Annotated in this window: 14 protein-coding genes; 9 read left to right on the top strand and 5 right to left on the bottom strand. The window is 69.4% G+C overall.

What is annotated here, in order from left to right; translation table 11 throughout:
* Positions 1 to 14 precede the first annotated feature (14 nt).
* From RTY13_RS02715 to RTY13_RS02705, 3 genes are all read right to left on the bottom strand, one after another.
* Complete coding sequence (locus tag RTY13_RS02715; protein WP_312780939.1) at positions 15 to 611, bottom strand: hypothetical protein; 597 nt, start codon at positions 609 to 611, stop codon at positions 15 to 17.
* Positions 608 to 3268: a M14 family metallopeptidase gene (locus tag RTY13_RS02710; RefSeq protein WP_312780938.1), complete on the bottom strand. Its 2661-nt coding sequence runs from the start codon at positions 3266 to 3268 to the stop codon at positions 608 to 610. Before RTY13_RS02710 ends, RTY13_RS02715 begins: the two co-directional genes overlap by 4 nt.
* A 157-nt stretch (positions 3269 to 3425) precedes the next feature.
* Positions 3426 to 6074 carry a glycoside hydrolase family 3 C-terminal domain-containing protein gene (locus tag RTY13_RS02705; RefSeq protein WP_312780937.1) on the bottom strand — a complete coding sequence of 883 codons (2649 nt, stop codon included), beginning with the start codon at positions 6072 to 6074 and terminating at the stop codon, positions 3426 to 3428.
* Positions 6075 to 6304: 230 nt separating this feature from the next.
* On the opposite strand from RTY13_RS02705, the gene RTY13_RS02700 reads away from it, so the two are divergent.
* The 5 genes from RTY13_RS02700 to RTY13_RS02680 all read left to right on the top strand — a co-directional run bounded on the left by RTY13_RS02700 (position 6305) and on the right by RTY13_RS02680 (position 10226).
* On the top strand, positions 6305 to 6604 hold the full coding sequence (locus tag RTY13_RS02700; RefSeq protein WP_409450280.1) for a PadR family transcriptional regulator: 300 nt from the start codon (positions 6305 to 6307) through the stop codon (positions 6602 to 6604).
* 378 nt (positions 6605 to 6982) lie between these two features.
* Positions 6983 to 7717 carry a hypothetical protein gene (locus RTY13_RS02695; protein ID WP_312780935.1) on the top strand — a complete coding sequence of 245 codons (735 nt, stop codon included), beginning with the start codon at positions 6983 to 6985 and terminating at the stop codon, positions 7715 to 7717.
* 79 nt (positions 7718 to 7796) lie between these two features.
* Positions 7797 to 8903, top strand: coding sequence for an Ada metal-binding domain-containing protein (locus RTY13_RS02690; RefSeq protein ID WP_312780934.1), 1107 nt, complete (start codon positions 7797 to 7799; stop codon positions 8901 to 8903).
* Positions 8884 to 9411, top strand: coding sequence for a methylated-DNA--[protein]-cysteine S-methyltransferase (locus tag RTY13_RS02685; RefSeq protein WP_312780933.1), 528 nt, complete (start codon positions 8884 to 8886; stop codon positions 9409 to 9411). The genes RTY13_RS02690 and RTY13_RS02685 overlap by 20 nt, the downstream gene beginning before the upstream one ends.
* 44 nt (positions 9412 to 9455) lie before the next feature.
* A complete protein-coding gene (locus RTY13_RS02680) occupies positions 9456 to 10226 on the top strand; it encodes a hypothetical protein (RefSeq protein ID WP_312780932.1) in 771 nt (256 codons plus the stop codon).
* Here the strand turns inward: RTY13_RS02680 and RTY13_RS02675 are convergent, their stop codons facing one another.
* Both RTY13_RS02675 and ilvA read right to left on the bottom strand, forming a co-directional pair.
* Positions 10227 to 10928, bottom strand: a complete 702-nt coding sequence (locus RTY13_RS02675; RefSeq protein ID WP_312780931.1) for a LamG domain-containing protein — start codon at positions 10926 to 10928, stop codon at positions 10227 to 10229.
* A 10-nt stretch (positions 10929 to 10938) separates the two neighbouring features.
* The gene (ilvA, locus tag RTY13_RS02670; RefSeq protein WP_312780930.1) at positions 10939 to 12456 is read right to left on the bottom strand and encodes a threonine ammonia-lyase, biosynthetic; all 1518 of its coding nucleotides are present in this window, start codon (positions 12454 to 12456) and stop codon (positions 10939 to 10941) included.
* A gap of 174 nt (positions 12457 to 12630) precedes the next feature.
* On the opposite strand from ilvA, the gene RTY13_RS02665 reads away from it, so the two are divergent.
* The 4 genes from RTY13_RS02665 (at position 12631) to RTY13_RS02650 (ending at position 16599) form a co-directional block, all read left to right on the top strand.
* Positions 12631 to 12966, top strand: a complete 336-nt coding sequence (locus tag RTY13_RS02665; RefSeq protein WP_312780928.1) for a GIY-YIG nuclease family protein — start codon at positions 12631 to 12633, stop codon at positions 12964 to 12966.
* Positions 12967 to 13082: 116 nt separating this feature from the next.
* On the top strand, positions 13083 to 14162 hold the full coding sequence (gene nadA, locus RTY13_RS02660; protein ID WP_312780926.1) for a quinolinate synthase NadA: 1080 nt from the start codon (positions 13083 to 13085) through the stop codon (positions 14160 to 14162).
* Positions 14163 to 14174: 12 nt separating this feature from the next.
* The gene (locus RTY13_RS02655) at positions 14175 to 15068 is read left to right on the top strand and encodes a site-2 protease family protein (protein ID WP_312780924.1); all 894 of its coding nucleotides are present in this window, start codon (positions 14175 to 14177) and stop codon (positions 15066 to 15068) included.
* A gap of 4 nt (positions 15069 to 15072) precedes the next feature.
* Positions 15073 to 16599 carry an L-aspartate oxidase gene (locus RTY13_RS02650; RefSeq protein WP_312780922.1) on the top strand — a complete coding sequence of 509 codons (1527 nt, stop codon included), beginning with the start codon at positions 15073 to 15075 and terminating at the stop codon, positions 16597 to 16599.
* Positions 16600 to 16786: the final 187 nt, after the last annotated feature.

Below are 16786 nucleotides of genomic sequence, written 5' to 3'. Positions count from 1 at the left end.
TTGGGGCGTCGTTCTCAGCGGGGAGATGTCAGGGCGAAGGTCAGGCGGACCACAGTCTGGTCGCCGCTGTCGCTGAGGGTGACGGCCGAGCCTGTGACCTGGCGGCGGCGGTCGCATCGCAGCAGGGTCCAGGACGCCCAGGCCGGGTTGCCGACCGCCGAGGGCCAGCGGGCATAGGGCAGTTCCTTCGGCGGGGTGAGCGTGTCGCAGGGCTGGCGCAGAGCGCTCTCGACGGCGGACCAGACGCGCGGGTCGCGGGCCAGTTCTCGATCCATGGTGAAGCGCAGGCACAGGTCGGTTTCCCGACAGTCCGGGCCGCCGGCGGGGAGCATGATGGCGCAGCCGCGGCGCCCGGCGACGAAGTCCGCAAGGCTGGCGGCGCTGCATGGACCCTGGCGGCCCATGCGGTAGACTTCGTCGCCGAAGGCCGCGTAAGCGCCTTGGCCCAGAGAGTCTCGCAGGACGGCCTGGGTCGCGGCGGCGCAGAAGGCGTCGCCATAGGGGGCCGGGTCATAGCCGATCAGGGGCGGCCTCTTGGGGAAGGTCGCGCAGGCGCCGAGCAGGGCGAACCCCGCCAGTAGCGCCGCGTTTCGTGCCGATCTGACGATCATCGGCGGTTCTCGCCGTTCCAGCCCGAGGTGTGGGCGGGGCCGCGGAAGACGGCGTTGAGGAAGAGCGGCTTCAGCCCCTCCAGGAAGGCGCGCATGGTCACGTCCTGGGTGAAGGCGACGACCTGGCCGCGACCGACCTCTGTGGCCATGGCCACCGGCTTGTAGGCCAGCTGGCGGCGATTCTCGGTCCACAGCTGACCCGAGGCCAGCACGGTGTCGGGGCCGGCCAGGCGCACGACGTTGGTTCCCTGATCGCGGCTCAGGGGGGTGTAGATGTCCGAACCACGCACCATGACGCTGACCTCGGGGGCCACGCCGGCGCCCAGCCAGTGCTCCTGATCCACCACGGCGTGGGCCAGGACCCCGGCCACGGAATCGGGCGACCCGCCGCGGTGGGCGGTGTGGCTGAGATAGTCGATGTCCGAGGCGATCTCGGTCCCGGGGACGGTAGCGCCTTCGACCTCATCCTTCTCGTGGCCCTCGGGGACGACGGCGCTCTCGCGGCGGCTGTCCAGCAGCTTGGCGTCGGGGTCTGTCAGCAGGCGGCTGGCCGAGCCGACGCCGATCAGGACGCCGCCCGACTGGACCCAGGCGCGCAGGTTGGCGACGCCGCCCTCGCCCAGGATCTGCTCGTAGTTGCCGCCGGACGGCAGGATCAGCACCTGATAGCCCGACAGGTCGGCGCCCGACAGACGGCGGGTGCGAACCGGGGTGACGGGCCAGCCGTATTCCCGCTCCAGGATGTGCCGGATCGACCCAGCCGATTCAGGATCGGTCGGATCGTCCCAGGCCATGGCCACGCGCGGGGCCTTGATGGCCGTCGCCTTGTCCGAGCCGATGCTGGGACCGCTGGAGACCCAGGAGCTGGCCAGGGCCGTGACCTCGGCCCCGCTAGCGGCGGCGATGCGGCGCACGCGCGCGTCCAGATCGGTGGGCGCTCCCGCGCGCGGCACGATGAAGGCGCCGCCGGCATAGGCCTTGCCGTCCAGGGTGAAGGGGGCTTCGATCGAGCGGACCGGCAGGTTTTCCTTGAGGGCGGCGGTCAGGAAGCGCATCCCCGCCGTGCCTGGATTGATCGCATAGCCGTAGGCGGCCTCCGTGCCGGCGACGGCGACCGGACGCACCAGCTCAGGTCCGACCGCCGTGGTCTGGACCGAGGGCGCGCCGGCGCATTTCTGGCTGGGCACATTGAACAGCAGGGGCAGGGACCAGCCGGTCAGGTCGTAGATCTCATCCCCCAGGCCGCGCGCGCGCCGGGCTTCCTGCTCGGCCAGGAATTTCGGGTCCAGCGGCACGTCCCGGGCCAGCAGGGTCTCGGCCATGCGGCGCTGGGGTTGGGACAGGTTCACCACATAGTCGCCGGGGCGCCAGGCCTGGCCGCAGGCGGAGAAGGAGGCCGTGGCGCGACCGACCTCGATGCCCGAACGGACCAGCAGGCCCGCCAGCTTGTCGGCGGCGGCCGGATCGGCGGCGCCGGAGCGCGATATGACATAGGCCCCGCGTCCGCCCGCCACGCCGTCGCGGTGGAAGGCGTAGAAATCGCTCAGCAGCTTCTCGCGGTCGCGGGCGGCGGTTTCGATGGTCGACAGGGTGGCGGTCAGGTGGCCCTTGACCGTGTCGGCGTAGGTCAGGATCTCGCCGGACGAGCGCCGGGCCATGAGGCCGCGCGCCGAACCCTGCTCATAGGTCATGGAGACGGCCCCGAAATAGGCGGGCCAGCCGTCGCCGTAGCCGGGGTAGAAGGCGTCGAAGGTCTCACGCGTGAAATAGTTCAGCCCGGCCTGGTCGAAGCGCGCGCCGTTGTTGCGGCCGAAGCGTTCGCGAGCCTCGAGGATCGGGGGATAGATCCAGGGATTGAGCGGCTGGGCCTCGGGCGGGAAGAAGAAGCTGGAGTCCGTGCCCATCTCATGGGAGTCCACCACCACCTGGGGGCGCCATTCGCGGATCAGGGCGGCGTGGCCCTGGGTTTCCGGCTGGGACTGGATGAACCAGTCGCGGTTCAGGTCGAACAGGTTGTGATTGAAGCGACCCGACGGCCAGGGCTCGGCCCGTTCGGCGGACAGGGAGTCGGGATTGGGCTGAAGGCCGAGACCGGCCTCGAAGCCGTTGATGAAGCGCTCGCGCCCGTCGGGGTTCTGGGTCGGGACGAAGACGACCACCGCGTTCTGCATCCAGCCTTGAGCCTCGGCGTCGGCGGCGTCCATCAGGCGGCGCGCTGCGGCCATGGCGGCGTCGGCAGGGCTGATCTCATTGCCGTGCACCGAATAGGCCATCCAGACGATGACCGGGGTGTCGTCGATGAGGGCGCGGGCCTGTTCCGGCAAGGTGCGGCGCGGATCGCCCAGGGCGCGGGTGGCGGCCTTGATCGCATCCAGTCGGGCGATATTGGCGGGCGAGCCGACGGCGGCCCAGAACAGGGGGCGGCCTTCCCAGGTCGTGGCGTAGTCGCCGATGACCATGCGATCGGGCGAGGCGGCGCGCAGGGCCTCGAAATAGCGGCGCACCTCGGCGGCGCGGGTGATGCGCGCGCCCGAGGCATGACCCAGGACGGCCTCCTGCGTCGGCGGCGTCTGCTGCGCCAGAACCGGCGTGGAGGCGGCGGCCAGAGCCAGGCTGAGCGCGAGCAACGGACGCGCGATGATACGACGACGTGACATGAGATCTTCCCCCTACTGAGGCCAGCTTAGCCGCCGTTTCGGATGGAAGGGAAGGCGGGATTCGGGGGCAAGCCTGAGGCGGATGCCCCGGCGTCAGGCAAGGCTGCGACCTCGTCGGACGCCGGGGCGCGGGCCGCAGCCGTCGTCGGCCTTCTGATCAGAAGGCCGGCATCTCGCGCGAGTCGGTAATGGTCAGGCTCAGCCGGGTTCCATGACCCCCTTGTTCGAGATCTGGGGCAGGCTGGCCGCCCCCAATCCAGACGAGAGCCGGACCGGCCGGCGTCATGCGGCTGCCGTCGGCCCTCACAAGGCTTAGCGCGGCGGCTGGAATGTCGAAGCTGATCTCGCGACTTTCGCCAGCCTTGAGGGCCACCCGCTGGAAGCCTGCAAGGCTGTGCCGCGGCGCGCCCTCGACATCGGGGCGCGAGACATAGAGCTGGACCACCTCCTCTGCATCCCGATCGCCGATGTTGGCGATGCGGACGGCGGCCCTGGCGGTCTCGCCAGCCGCGACACGGTCTTGTTCCAGCCTAGCCTGATCGTAGCGGAAGCGGGTGTAGCTGAGGCCGTATCCGAAGGGGTACAGGGGCGTCCCGTCGAAATAGCGGTAGGTCCGTCCCTTCATCCCGTAGTCGGTGAAGGCCGGCAGGTCCTCGGTGCTGCGGTAGAAGGTCAGGGGCAGCCGCCCCGACGGGCTGAAATCGCCGGCGATAAGTTCCGCCACCGCCTGCCCTCCGTCGCCGCCGGGATACCAGGCCTCGATGATGGCGGGCAGGTTTTCGTCGGCCCAGTTCACGCTCATGGCCGACCCATTGATCAGCACCAGAACGACCGGCTTGCCGGTCGCGTGCAGCGCCTCGAGCAGCGTCTGCTGGGGGGCTGGCAGATCCAGGCTGGTGCGGTCGCCGCCCGCGAACCCGGGCGCCTGAACCGACATCTCCTCCCCTTCAAACTTGGAGGTCAGGCCGCCGACGAAGACCACCAGGTCGGCGTCGCGGGCGGCGGCCAGGGCGGGTTCGTGGCCGACGCTGGGGCGACTCCACTGCAGGCGATGCGTCGCGCGCAAACCGATCTGCTGGGCCTCGATACGGATGGCGTGAACCGTGTCAGCCGACAAGGAGACGGCGCGATCCGACGTCGGCCAGGCCCCATCCCACATGTCGGCGACCAGCCTGTCGTCGATGTAGACGCGGTATCCAGCGTCGCCGGTGTAGCGGAAGCGGTACTCCCCCGCCTCCGGCGCCTTGATGTAGCCGGTCCAGCGGGTCGAGGCGTTGCGCTGCTCCCGGTCCGGCCAACCCCACCGCACCATGACGTTGGCGTCGGTTCGGCTGGTAAAGAGGCCGCCCAGTTCCGGCGTCTCGAAGGTCTCCGCCTGCAGGCCGGGCGTGACGCAGGCCTCGTCACGACAGAAGGCGGCGTCGGGGATGTTCTCCAGCGGCGGGGCGACCCAGCCCGTCCCTTCGACATAGGTCGCCTGAGCCTCGGGATAGCGAGCCCTCAGGCCGTCGAAGATGGTGGACGGGTTGGACGGCGTCCCGTTGTAGTTGCCGACCAGGGCGTCGACCGTGTGGGCGTTGGGGCCGATCACCGCGATCCGGCGCGGCGGCTGCGCCAGCGGCAGCAGGCCATCGTTCTTGAGCAGGACCAGGGACTTGCGCGCTGTCTCCAAGGCTAGGGCGCGGTGTTCGGGCGTATCGAAATCCTTGGGTCCGATATGGCCGTGAGGACCTGACGCGGTCCTATCCATGGTTCCAAGGCGATAGCGGGCGGTGAACAACCGCACCAGGGCTCGGTCCAGTTCAGCCTCGGTCAGCAAGCCCTGCTCGACGGCCCGAACCGTGGTTTCGGGGCGGAAGGTGGCGTTGAAGCGAAAGTCGCAGATCAGGTCGGTCCCGGCCCGGATCGCCAGAGCTACGGCCTCTTCGGGCGTGCGCACCGTCGCGTGCGAGGTCGGCAGATAGATGTCCGCGACGGCGGCGCAGTCCGATACGACGTGGCCGTCGAAGCCCCAGTCCTGGCGCAAGCGCTGCTGCAGATAGGCGGTGTTCGCGCAGGCCGGCAGGCCGTCGATCGCATTATAGGCGCACATCAAGGCCTGCGGCCTGGCCTGGGTCACCGCCGCGTGGAAGGCCGGCAGATAGGTGTCGGTCACGTCATGGGCCGAGGGGTGAATATCGTCGCTGTGGCGCGTCGCCTCGGGCCCGCTGTGGACCGCGTAGTGTTTCACTGCGGCGATCGTCTTGGGGTGCGCGGGATCATCGCCCTGCAGGCCTCGGATATAGGCCACGCCGAATCGCGCGGTCAAAAAGGGGTCCTCGCCCCAGGTCTCCTGTCCTCGACCCCAACGGGGGTCGCGGAAGATGTTGATGTTGGGCGACCAGACGGTCAGGCCCCGATACTGAAGCGAGCCGCCGTCGGCGGCGCGCGCGTCGATGTATTTGGCGCGAAACTCGGTAGCGACCGTGTCCGCGACCTGCTCGATCAGTTCCGGGTCCCAGGTGGCCGCCATGCCGATGACCTGAGGAAAGACCGTCGCGATATCAGCGCGGGCCACGCCGTGCAGGCCTTCGCTCCACCAGTTATAGGCGGGCACGTCCAGGCGCGGGATGGCGGGGGCCCCATGCTGGATCTGCGCGGCCTTCTCCGGCAGGGTCATGCGCGACACCAGCGCCGCGGCCCGCGCCTCGGCGCTCGGCGTGGCCTCGGTCGCAACGGCAGCGGGCGCTTCGTGAGCCTGAACGGCGACGGCCCCGCTCAAAGCCGAGGCAAGCGCCATGGCGGAAACCAAGGATCGCACGATCATGAAACGTCCCGCAGCCTCGTTGAATCTGCTTATTTAGTATTATTATATGTCTTTTTTGACAACCGCCTTCCGGCCAGAACGATGAACGGACTGCTCAAGGGCGGTAGCGGCGGCGCGGCGCCTCGCTAGGGTCTTGACGAGAGCGCATGGTATGTTTCATACACTGTGTGTCACACACTATGTGGCGACATGTGAGGTGGGGCGAGGTGGACAAGGACCTGTTCGAGACGATGCGGCTGGAACTGCGGCGCGGGACGCTGGTGCTGGCGGTTCTCGCCTGCCTGCGGACCGAACGCTACGGCTACACCCTGCGTCAGGCCCTGGCGGCGGACGGGCTGGAGATGGAGGAATCCACCCTCTACCCCCTGCTGCGACGGCTGGAGGGGCAGGGGCTGCTGACCAGTGAATGGCGCGAGGAGGAGAAGCGCAAGAAACGCTTCTATGTCCTGTCGCCGCAGGGCGAGGCCATGCTGGCCGCCCTGACCGACGAGTGGCGCGGCATCAACGCCTCGCTGGACCGCATGCTGTGAAATCTCGGGGGAGGGAGACCGATATGGACGTGATCGAACGCTATCTGGAGGCCGTGGCGGCCCAGCTGTCGGTCGAGGACCGCGAGGACATCGTCGCCGAGCTGCGCGACCTGATCCTGAGCCGCGTCGAGGCGCGCGAGGAGGAACTGGGTCGAGCCCTGAGCGACGAGGAGAAGGAGACGATCCTGCAGGAGATCGGCCATCCCCTGGTCGTCGCCGCCCGCTATCGCAAGGGGCCGGACACTCTGATCGGACCCGAACTGTTCCCCTACTGGCTGTTCGGGGCCAAGGCGGGTCTGATCGTGATCGCGGCTGTGCAGGCGCTGGGGCTGCTGGTCCATGTGCTGGGCGCGCCGGCCGATTTCGGGCGGCCTGACCTTGTTGGGGGCGCTGACCCTGGCCGGGGCGATCATGGAGCACTACGACGTCAAGCCGACCTGGTTGACGAAGTGGCGGGTGCGCGACCTGTCGGCCTTTGGTCTGGCCGACCCGGCGAAGTGGGGCGCGTCGATGACCGGGAGCGATAAGGCGAAGGCCGAATGGCTGCCCGAGGGCGCCAAGGTCTGGGGGCTGCGCGCCGAGACTCCGCGCGCGGCTGAGGCTCTATGGTCCCTGATCGCCAGCGCCGTCTTCATCCTGTGGTGGATCGGAGCCATCAACTTCACGGGACTGGGCGCCTTTTCATTGCAAGGCGGCGAGGTCAGCGTGACGGCGGCGCCGATCTGGAGCCTTCTGTTCGCGCCCATCCTGGCCTGGGTTGCGGCGGGCATGGCGGTGGACGGCATCACCTTGTGGCGGCCGGGCGCCGGGCGGCTGCGCGCCTTCCTCAAGATCCCGGTGGCGGCGGCCGGACTGTGGATCGGCTGGAGACTGTTCGAAGCCGATCACTGGGCGACGCTGACCCAGGGGGATCAGACGGCGCGGGTCGTCGGCGGGACGACCAATGTCAGCTTCGAAGCCCTGCGCGCGATCAACGAGGCCGGGCGCGGTCTGGCGGATACGGCCATGACGCTGGGTTCGGTGTTGAGCTGGGCGCTGGCGATCATCATGCTGTGCCTGGCGTTCGACATCCTGACCCAGATGTGGCGCATCGCGACGGTGAAGGACTGCTGACCCGTCGTTGAGTGAAGGTCGGCGCCGCCATGTCCGAAAACCGCGAGACAGGGCGGCGTGGCGGGCGCATGTTGCGGGCATGGAAAACGCTCGCGACAGTCTGGATCAGGAGGCCTGCTACCGGGCGGTCCTGACGCGCGATACGCGCTTTGACGGGCGGTTCTTCACCTGCGTGAAGACGACGGGGATCTATTGCCGCCCCGTCTGTCCGGCGCGGACGCCCAGGCGCGAGAACATGAGCTTCGTCGCCTCGGCGGCGGCTGCGGAGGAGGCGGGGTTCCGCGCCTGCCTGCGCTGTCGACCCGAGACGGCGCCCGACATGGGGGCGTGGCGCGGCACCTCCAACACCGTCAGCCGGGCCCTGGGTCTGATCGAGGCGGGCGCGCTGGATGAGGGCGACGTGGACGCCCTGGCCGCGCGGCTGGGGGTGGGCGAGCGGCACCTGCGCCGCCTGTTCCGTCAGCATCTGGGGGCGGCCCCTGTCAGCGTGGCGCAGACGCGGCGGGTGCTGCTGGCCAAGGCCCTGATCCACCAGACCGATCTGGGTATGGCCGAGGTGGCGCTGGCTTCGGGGTTCGGCAGCGTGCGGCGCTTCAACGAGACGTTTCAGGGCCTGTATGGCCGCCCGCCCTCGGCGTTGCGGCGACGGGCGGAGAAGCCGGGCGACGGCGGGATCAGGCTGAGCCTGCCCTATCGCCCGCCCTATGAGGTCGAGGCCATGCTGACGGCGTTGGACGCGCGCGGCGAGAAGATCAAAGACGGGGTCTGGCGGCGTGAACTGACGCCCGACGTGGACGGCGCGACGGGCGAGGTCTTGGCCCGGTTCGAGGGCGGCGACCAGCTGGCGGTGACGGTCGCGGCCTCGGACCTGAAGGCCCTGCCGGGGGTGCTGGCGAAGGTGCGGCGGGTGTTCGATCTGTCGGCGGACCCCGAGGCGATCCAGAGGGATCTGTCGGCAGACGCCCTGCTGGCGCCCTTGCTGCGGGCGCGGCCCGGCCTGCGTCTGCCCGGAGCGTGGATGGACGAGGCGGCGGACATGGCCAGCGACCGGCTTGAAGACGAAGGGCTCGCGAGACGAGCCGAGCACTGGCGGCCCTGGCGGGCCTATGGCGCGCTGCACCTGAGGGAAGCGGGGATCGACGGCGTGGCGCAGATGGAGATGGACGATGAAAAAGACGCAGCCTGAAGCCTTTACGCTGGACCGTATCGCCTCGCCGCTGGGCGAGGTCCTGCTGGTCGTTGACGCCGAGGGCGCGGTGCGGGCCTTCGACTTCACGGACTATGAGGCGCGCATGATGAAGCTGCTGACGCGCCACTATGGCGAGGTCGTGCTGACCGAGGGCCGGGCGCCCGAGGCGGTGCGGGCGGCGGTGGCGGCCTATTTCGGCGGCGACGCGCGAGCGATGGACGGGCTGAAGGTGAAGACCGGAGGCACCGATTTTCAGCGTGCGGTCTGGGCGGCGCTGCGCACCATTCCGGCGGGCGAGACCTGGTCCTACGGCCAACTAGCCAACGCCATCGGCAAGCCTAACGCCGTGCGCGCCGTGGGCCTGGCCAACGGGGCCAATCCGGTCGGCGTCATCGTGCCCTGCCACCGCGTCGTCGGCGCCAACGGGACGCTGACCGGCTATGCCGGCGGGCTGGAGCGCAAGCGCTGGCTGCTGGCGCACGAGGCGCGTTGCAGAGCCGCTTGACGCCGCGCGCCGTCGGGCTTGAATCCCTGACGGGAGGACGGCTGATGCGTTTTACGGTTTCGGTGCTGGCGGCGGCCTTGGCGGCTCAGCCGGTGACGGCTTTCGCGCAGGACGACGACTGGGAATTTCAACAGGATGCTGGTCGCAAGCTGACCGTAGCGGCGGTTCGCTACGACGACGGCAAGGCCATCATCGCGCGTTGTCAGGACGGTGATCTGAAACTGGTCGTCGTGGGGTTGCCGCAGATGACGGAGCCTGTGGTGTATCTTGAGGGCCGCAGGCCGGATGGCCGTCAGGATACACAAGTCTGGAATCCACAGAGCGGCGAGGGGGTGGCGGCCTTGTCGAGCGCGGTGCCGGCGCGCGATATTCGCTTTCTTCGCGGCGGCGGCGCCTGGGGGATCAGGACCCTGCCCGACGCCCCGCGGGCGATGCGAGCGACCTTGGACCTGCCCTCCCAATCGGCCAACCTTGATCGCGTGCTGGTGGAGTGCCAGCGGTCCCTGCAAGATGACAGGGACACCCTGCCCCGAGCGCGTTTCAGGGCCGCCGAAGCCGCAGCTCAGCCTGACACCAAACCCAGGCGGCCGGTTCGGCGCGGCCAGGTTGTCGGCGTCGCCGAGATCAGCTGCATCATCCGCGATCTGCGTTACACGGATTGCCGCGCGGATTTCGAACGACCGGAAGGCGCGGCGGAGGACGCGCTTCGCTATCAGAACCGCCGCCGTCTTGAAGGTGAAGATCGGAGCGCCTTGGAGGGAACCGTGGCCTATGTGAGTACGGTCACAGAGCAGTCTGTGAGGATCGGGCCTTAGTTATTTCAGGCTGATCGGCGAGGTGAACTGGTCGGGCGTCAGGGCGCGGGGGGTGAAGCGGGCTTCGCGGACGGCGCCGTTGAAGTAGTTGACGCGGTTGATGCGCGTGCCGACCGAGGACCGGCCGGGGCCTTGCGGTTTGAAGGCGATATTGGCCTCGGTCTGCAGCACGCCGTTGACGAAGGAGCGGTAGGTGGTCCCGTCGAAGGTCTGGGCGACGTGGGCCCACTGGCCGAGGGGGTGCAGCCTGGTCGGCTCGATCAGGGGCTTGTTGTAGCCCTCGCCCTTGGTGAAGGCGTCCAGATACCAGCCGCCCTCGACCACGCGGATTTCGAACATGATGCGGGTGCCGGGACCGCCGGGCGGCTCGTCCGACTGCAGGTGGAACCAGCGTTGCTCGAAGGGGCCGCCGTCGGGGCGGAAGACGGCCTCGAAGGTGAAGGTCGCGGCCCCCGCCAGCGGGTGTCTGTCGATGAACAGGGCGTCGTCCACACCGTCGAACCGGACCGCCGGGCCGAAGGGGCTGGCGATGATGTGGGGCGCGCCCTCGACATGGGTGACCTCGCCGCCGATGGCCGACAGGCGGTCGAAGGTCCAGACGGTTTGGCCCGGCTGCTCGGCGGGGGCGGGCAGGGAGGCGCAGGCGGCCAGGGGGGCAAGGGCCAGCGGAGCGGCCAGAAGGGCGCGGCGGTTCAAGCTCATGTCGTTCCCCTCAGGCGGCGCCGTCGAGGAAGAGGCGGCAGGCCGGATTGTCGGTTTCGTCGACATAGGGGTAGCCGAGGGCGTCCAGCGCGGTCCAGAGGGCGGCGACCTGATCGGGGGCGACGCTGATACCGGCCAGCACCCGGCCCACGTCGTCGCCGTGGTTGCGATAGTGGAACAGGGTCAGGGCCCAGGCGGGTTGCAGGCTGTTGAGGAAGCGAAGGAAGGCGCCCGGTCGCTCGGGGAACTCAAAGCGCAGCAGCCGCTCGTGCGGCAGGCCGATGGTGCGCCCGCCGACCATGTAGCGGACGTGCAGCTTGGCTGTCTCGTTGTCGCTCATGTCCTCGACGGCGTAGCTGTCGGCGCGCAGGCGCTCGATCAGGGCGTGGCGCTCCTCGGCGCCGTTTTTCAGCGAGACGCCGACGAAGATCTGGGCCGTGCCGTCGCCGGACCAGCGATAGTTGAACTCGGTCACCGAGCGGCCGTCGAGGCTGCGCAGGAAGCGGTGATAGTCGTCGCGGCGGTCGGGCATGGCCACGGCCAGCAGGGCCTCGGCGCCTTCGCCGATCTCGGCTCGTTCAGCCACGTGACGCAGGCGGTCGAAGTTGACGTTGGCGCCCGAGTTGATCGCCGTCAGGGCGCCGCTGCCAGGGTTGCGCGCGGCCCAGACCTTCAAGCCCGCCAGCGCCACGGCGCCCGAGGGCTCGGCCACGGCGCGGACGTCGTCGAAGATGTCCTTGACCGCCGCGCAGATGGCGTCGGTGTCGACCAGGACGATGTCGTCCAGCAGGTCGCGGCACAGGCGGAAGGTCTCGTCGCCCGCGCGGCGCACCGCCACCCCGTCGGCGAACAGGCCGACCTGATCCAGGGTCACGACATGGCCGGCCTCGATAGCGCTCTTCATCGTCGGGGCGTCGGCGGGCTCGACGCCGATGATCCGGGTTTCGGGACGCAGGAAGCGGACGATGGCGGCGACCCCGGCCGCCAGACCGCCGCCGCCGATGGGGATGAAGACCGCGTCGATCGGGTCGGGGTGCTGGCGCAGGATCTCCAGCCCGACCGTGCCTTGCCCGGCGATGACGTCAGGGTCGTCGAAGGGGTGGACGAAGGTCGCGCCCGTCTCCTGTTCCAGTTCACGCGCGTGGGCATAAGCGTCGTCGAAGCTGTCGCCGTGTAGGACCACGTTTCCGCCGAGCCCCTTGACCGCCGCCACCTTGATGCCCGGCGTGGTGGTCGGCATGACGATGGTCGAGGCGGCGCCGCGCTTGGCCGCCGCCAGCGCCACGCCCTGGGCGTGATTGCCCGCCGAGGCACATATGACGCCGCGCGCCAGCTCGGCCTCGCTCAGGTTGGCGATCTTGTTGTAGGCGCCGCGGATCTTGAAAGAGAAGACTGGCTGCAGGTCCTCGCGCTTGAGCCAGGCGGGGCGGCCGATGCGCGCCGAAAGCCGCTTCAGCGGGTCCAGAGGGGTTTCTTCGGCCACGTCATAGACGCGGGCGGTCAGGATGCGGCGGACGGTGTCTTGCACGAATAAACTCGAAAGGGCGCGGTCGGGAGGCTCAAACGACCTCTGGTCTAGGCCAGAACCTGCGGGCGGGGGAAGGGTCTTGCGTCAGGCGCGTAGCGGATTGTTTGCGGGGACATATATTTACCCGGATAATATGTTCGTCTATTTGATCCGGGTAAAACAAAGGAGGCCTTCATGGCGACCGCAGATCGCAAGGCGCTCATCAACGACTACAAGGACCGCGAAACCGTGGCCGGGGTGTTCGCCGTCATCTGCTCGGCCACCGGTCGCGCCTGGGTGGGGCAGAGCCGCCACATCGACACCCAGCAGAACGGTCTGTGGTTCGCGCTGAAGCTGGGCAGCAGCCCGTATCGGTCGCTCCAGACCGAATGGACCGCCCATGGCGCCGACAGTTTCCGCTTCGAACAATTGGACCGGTTGTCGCCCGATCTGTCCGACATGGCCCGCAAGGACGAACTGAAGAAGCGCGCGGCCCTGTGGATCGCGCGGCTGGAGGCGGAGGCGCTGTAGGGGTCATCACGCCCTTTTCCCTTGCGCCGTGTGCGGAAGGGCCTACATTGCGCCTGCTTATGCTAACTTTGAGCATAAGTCGGGGCCGCGCAGACGGCCGCAAGGGAGTTGAGGCGATGGCGGACGGCGCTTTCGGTCTGTCGAAGGAACTGGCGGAAGAGACCGCTCCGGTGTGGGAGAAGGTCAAGGGTCTGGTGACCCCGCTGGAGTGGCCGGAACAGGCCAAACTGATCAGCGAGATCAATGCGCTGAAGAAGCAGCGCGACGCCGTCATCCTGGCCCACAACTATATGACGCCCGAGATCTTCCACGGCGTGGGCGACTATGTCGGCGACAGCCTGGGTCTGGCCAAGGAGGCCGCCAAGTCCAAGGCCAAGGTCATCGTCCAGGCGGGCGTGCACTTCATGGCCGAGACCTCCAAGATTCTGAGCCCCGAGAAGACGGTGCTGATCCCCGACCTGCGCGCGGGCTGCTCGCTGGCGTCCTCGATCACGGGCGCCGACGTGCGCCTGATCAAGCAGCGCTATCCCGGCCTGCCGGTCGTCACCTATGTGAACACCACCGCCGACGTGAAGGCCGAGACCGACATCTGCTGCACCAGCGCCAACGCCGTTCAGGTGGTGGAATGGGCGGCTAAGGAGTGGGGCGTCGACAAGGTCATCCTGATCCCCGACGAGTTCCTGGCGCGCAACGTCGCGGCGCAGACGAACGTGGGCATTATCGCCTGGAAGGGTCGCTGCGAGGTGCATGAGCGCTTCACCGCCGACGACATCGCCGAGATGCGCGCCGCCTATCCGGGCGCGGAAATCCTGGCCCACCCGGAATGCCCGGAAGAGGTGCTGGCGGCGTCGGACTTCGCCGGCTCGACGGCGGCGATGATCGACTATGTCGAGGCGCGCAAGCCGAAGCAGGTGGTGATGATCACCGAGTGTTCGATGGCCTCGAACGTCAAGGGCGACGTGCCCGGCGTCGACTTCATCGGCCCGTGCAACCTGTGCCCGCACATGAAGCGCATCACCCTGGAGAACATCCGCGATTGCCTGAAATTCATGCAGTTCGAGGTGACGGTGGAGCCGGAGATGGCTGAGCGCGCGGCCCTGGCCGTGCAGCGGATGATCGACCTGCCGCCGCCCGCCATCCCGGCGCGCTATGACCTGATCAAGGCCAAGCACCACGTCGATGTGGAGCTGATCTGAGGTCCTGCGGCGATGCGGCCTGTTGCGGGCCGCGCGCTGCAAGCCCAGTTCGACGCCATGAGCGACACCGACCACACCACGCGCCGTCCCGGTCCCTGGGACCTGCCGCCCGAACCGGCGGCGTCCGAACCCGTGCGCGCCCGCAAAGTCGCGCCGCTGGAGGACAAGGGGCAGCATCCGGCCTGGGCCATTGTCTCGACCCTGCTGATGGCGGGCTTCCTGTGGTGGATCACCGGCAGCGTCATCGTGGCGGGCGGCGTCCTGTTCGGCCTGTTCGTGCACGAATACGGCCATGTGCTGGCGATGAACCGCCTCGGCATGGGGCCGGCGCGCATCTACATCATTCCCTTCCTCGGCGGGCTGGCCAAGGCCCAGCGCGAGCCCAAGAGCGAGTGGCACGGCGTTCTGGTGTCGCTGGCGGGCCCGGCTTTCGGTCTGGTCGCCATGCTGCCTTTCGTGGCGGCGGGGTTGGCGCTGCGCTCGCCCGAGTGGCTGATGGGCGCCTTCTTCATCGCCATGATCAATCTGGTGAACCTGCTGCCGGCTCCGCCGCTGGACGGCTCGAAAGCGCTCGGTCCGGTGCTGACGCGGGTGCATCCGCGTCTGGAGCAGGTCGCGCTTCTGGCCGTCGGCGGTCTGGCTGTCTGGTGGGGGCTGTCGACCGGGCGGTTCATTCTGGCGGCCTTCCTCGGCATCGCCGTCTTCAGCCATCTGAAGCGCGGCGTCTGGCGCGTGGCCTGGGGGCGTTTGAGCTGGCCCGAGGCGGGGCGCAGCCTGGCCCTCTATCTGGCGACGGCGGCGATCTGTGCGGCGGCGGCCATCGGCGCCCTGCTGCCCCTGACCGGCGGCGCGGTGGAACCCGCCTTCGACATGGGCCTGAGGTTCATCGGCGTGGGAGGCCGTTAGGGGCATGGCGCGCATCCGGCATGACGGGCCGCTGATCATCGGCGGGGGGCTGGCGGGGCTGTCGGCGGCGCTGGAGGCCGCGCCGGCCCGGAATCAAAGAGGGGGAGCCCTGGTGGTCACGCCCGAGCCCCTGCTGAACGCCTGCTCCTCGGCCTGGGCCCAGGGCGGGCTGGCGGCGGCCCTGTCGCCCAAGGACAGCGCGGTCCTGCATGCTCAGGACACCGAGGGCGCCGGCGCCGGCCTAGTCGAGCCCGAGGCGGCGCGCGCCCTGACCGAGCGCGGGCGCGAGACGGTCGAGTGGCTGGCCGCCCTGGGCGCGCCCTTCGACCGGGACGAAGCCGGCGGCTTTTCCGTGTCGCTGGAGGCGGCGCACAGCCTGCCGCGCGTGGCCCGCGTCGGCGGCGACGGGGCCGGGCGTGCCATCCTGTCAGCGGTGGTGGCCGCCGCCCGGGCGTCGAAGCATATCGAGATCTGGGAGGACGGACGGCTTCGGGGCCTGATCCAGGACGTGAACGGCCGGGTGCGCGGCGCCCTGATCGAGCGGGCTGGAGGCCGGGTGGACGAGGTCTTCGCCCCGGCCGTGGTCCTGGCCACCGGCGGCGTTGGCGGTCTCTATGAGGTGACCACCAACCCCTCGGCCCTGCGCGGCGAGGGGCTGGCCCTGGCCTATGCGGCGGGCGCCGAGGTCCTTGATCCCGAGTTCGTGCAGTTCCACCCTACGGCCATCGACGTCGGCCTGGACCCCGCGCCTCTGGCGACCGAGGCCCTGCGCGGCGAGGGGGCGCGGCTGGTCGACGGGACGGGCGCCTTCCTGCTGGGCGAGGATGAAGACGCCGATCTGGCCCCGCGGGACATCGTGGCGCGGGCAGTCCACGCGGCGCGGGTCGACGGGCGCGGGGCGTTTCTGGACGCGACCAGGGCGGTGGGCGAGGCCTTTCCGCACGAGTTTCCGGCGGTGTTCGCCGCCTGCATGCGCGCCGGGCTGGACCCGCGCGTCAGCCCCATTCCGGTGGCGGCGGCGGCCCACTACCACATGGGCGGCGTCGTCGCCGACGACGAGGGGCGGACCGGGGTGCCGGGCCTTTACGCCATCGGCGAGTGCGCGGCGACCGGGGTGCACGGCGCCAACCGCCTGGCCTCCAACTCTCTGCTGGAAGCGGGCGCCTTCGGACGCCGCGCGGGGCGGGTGGCGGCGCAGGAGGTGCAGCCCGCCAAGGCGGCGTTGAAGCCGGCGAGGGCGTCGAAGGACTTGCCGCCCGAGGCCATGGCCGAACTGCGCGCCGCCATGACCCGGTTCGCGGGCGTGGTGCGCGACGAGGAAGGGTTGAGCGCTCTGAGCGCGGTCATCGACAGACTGGCCAAGGCGCACCCTGACGCCGTGGTCCTGACCGCCGCGCGCCTGATCGCCGAAGGGGCGCTGAACCGGCGCGAGAGCCGGGGCGGGCATTTCCGCGCCGACTATCCCGACAGCCTGCCGAGGGCGGAACATACGCGGATGCGGCTGACGCTGGCCGTGCTGGAAGCGACGTGATCGCCGCGCCAGAGCGATCCTCCCCTGCGCAGCGGGGGAGGGGGACCGCGAAGCGATGGAGGGGGCGGACCCATCCTCTTGCCTATCCGTCGTTGAGCATTGCAAGAACACAACGCGGGCGGTTGTCGCCGCCCCCTCCACCACGCTGCGCGTGGTCCCCCTCCCCCGTCGGGGACGGGTGAGGATT

Source organism: Brevundimonas sp., assembly GCF_032055285.1.
In the GTDB taxonomy this organism is placed as follows: Bacteria; Pseudomonadota; Alphaproteobacteria; order Caulobacterales; family Caulobacteraceae; genus Brevundimonas.
The sequence above is the reverse complement of the archived record's forward strand: the minus strand, read 5'-3'. Positions and strand labels throughout refer to the sequence as shown.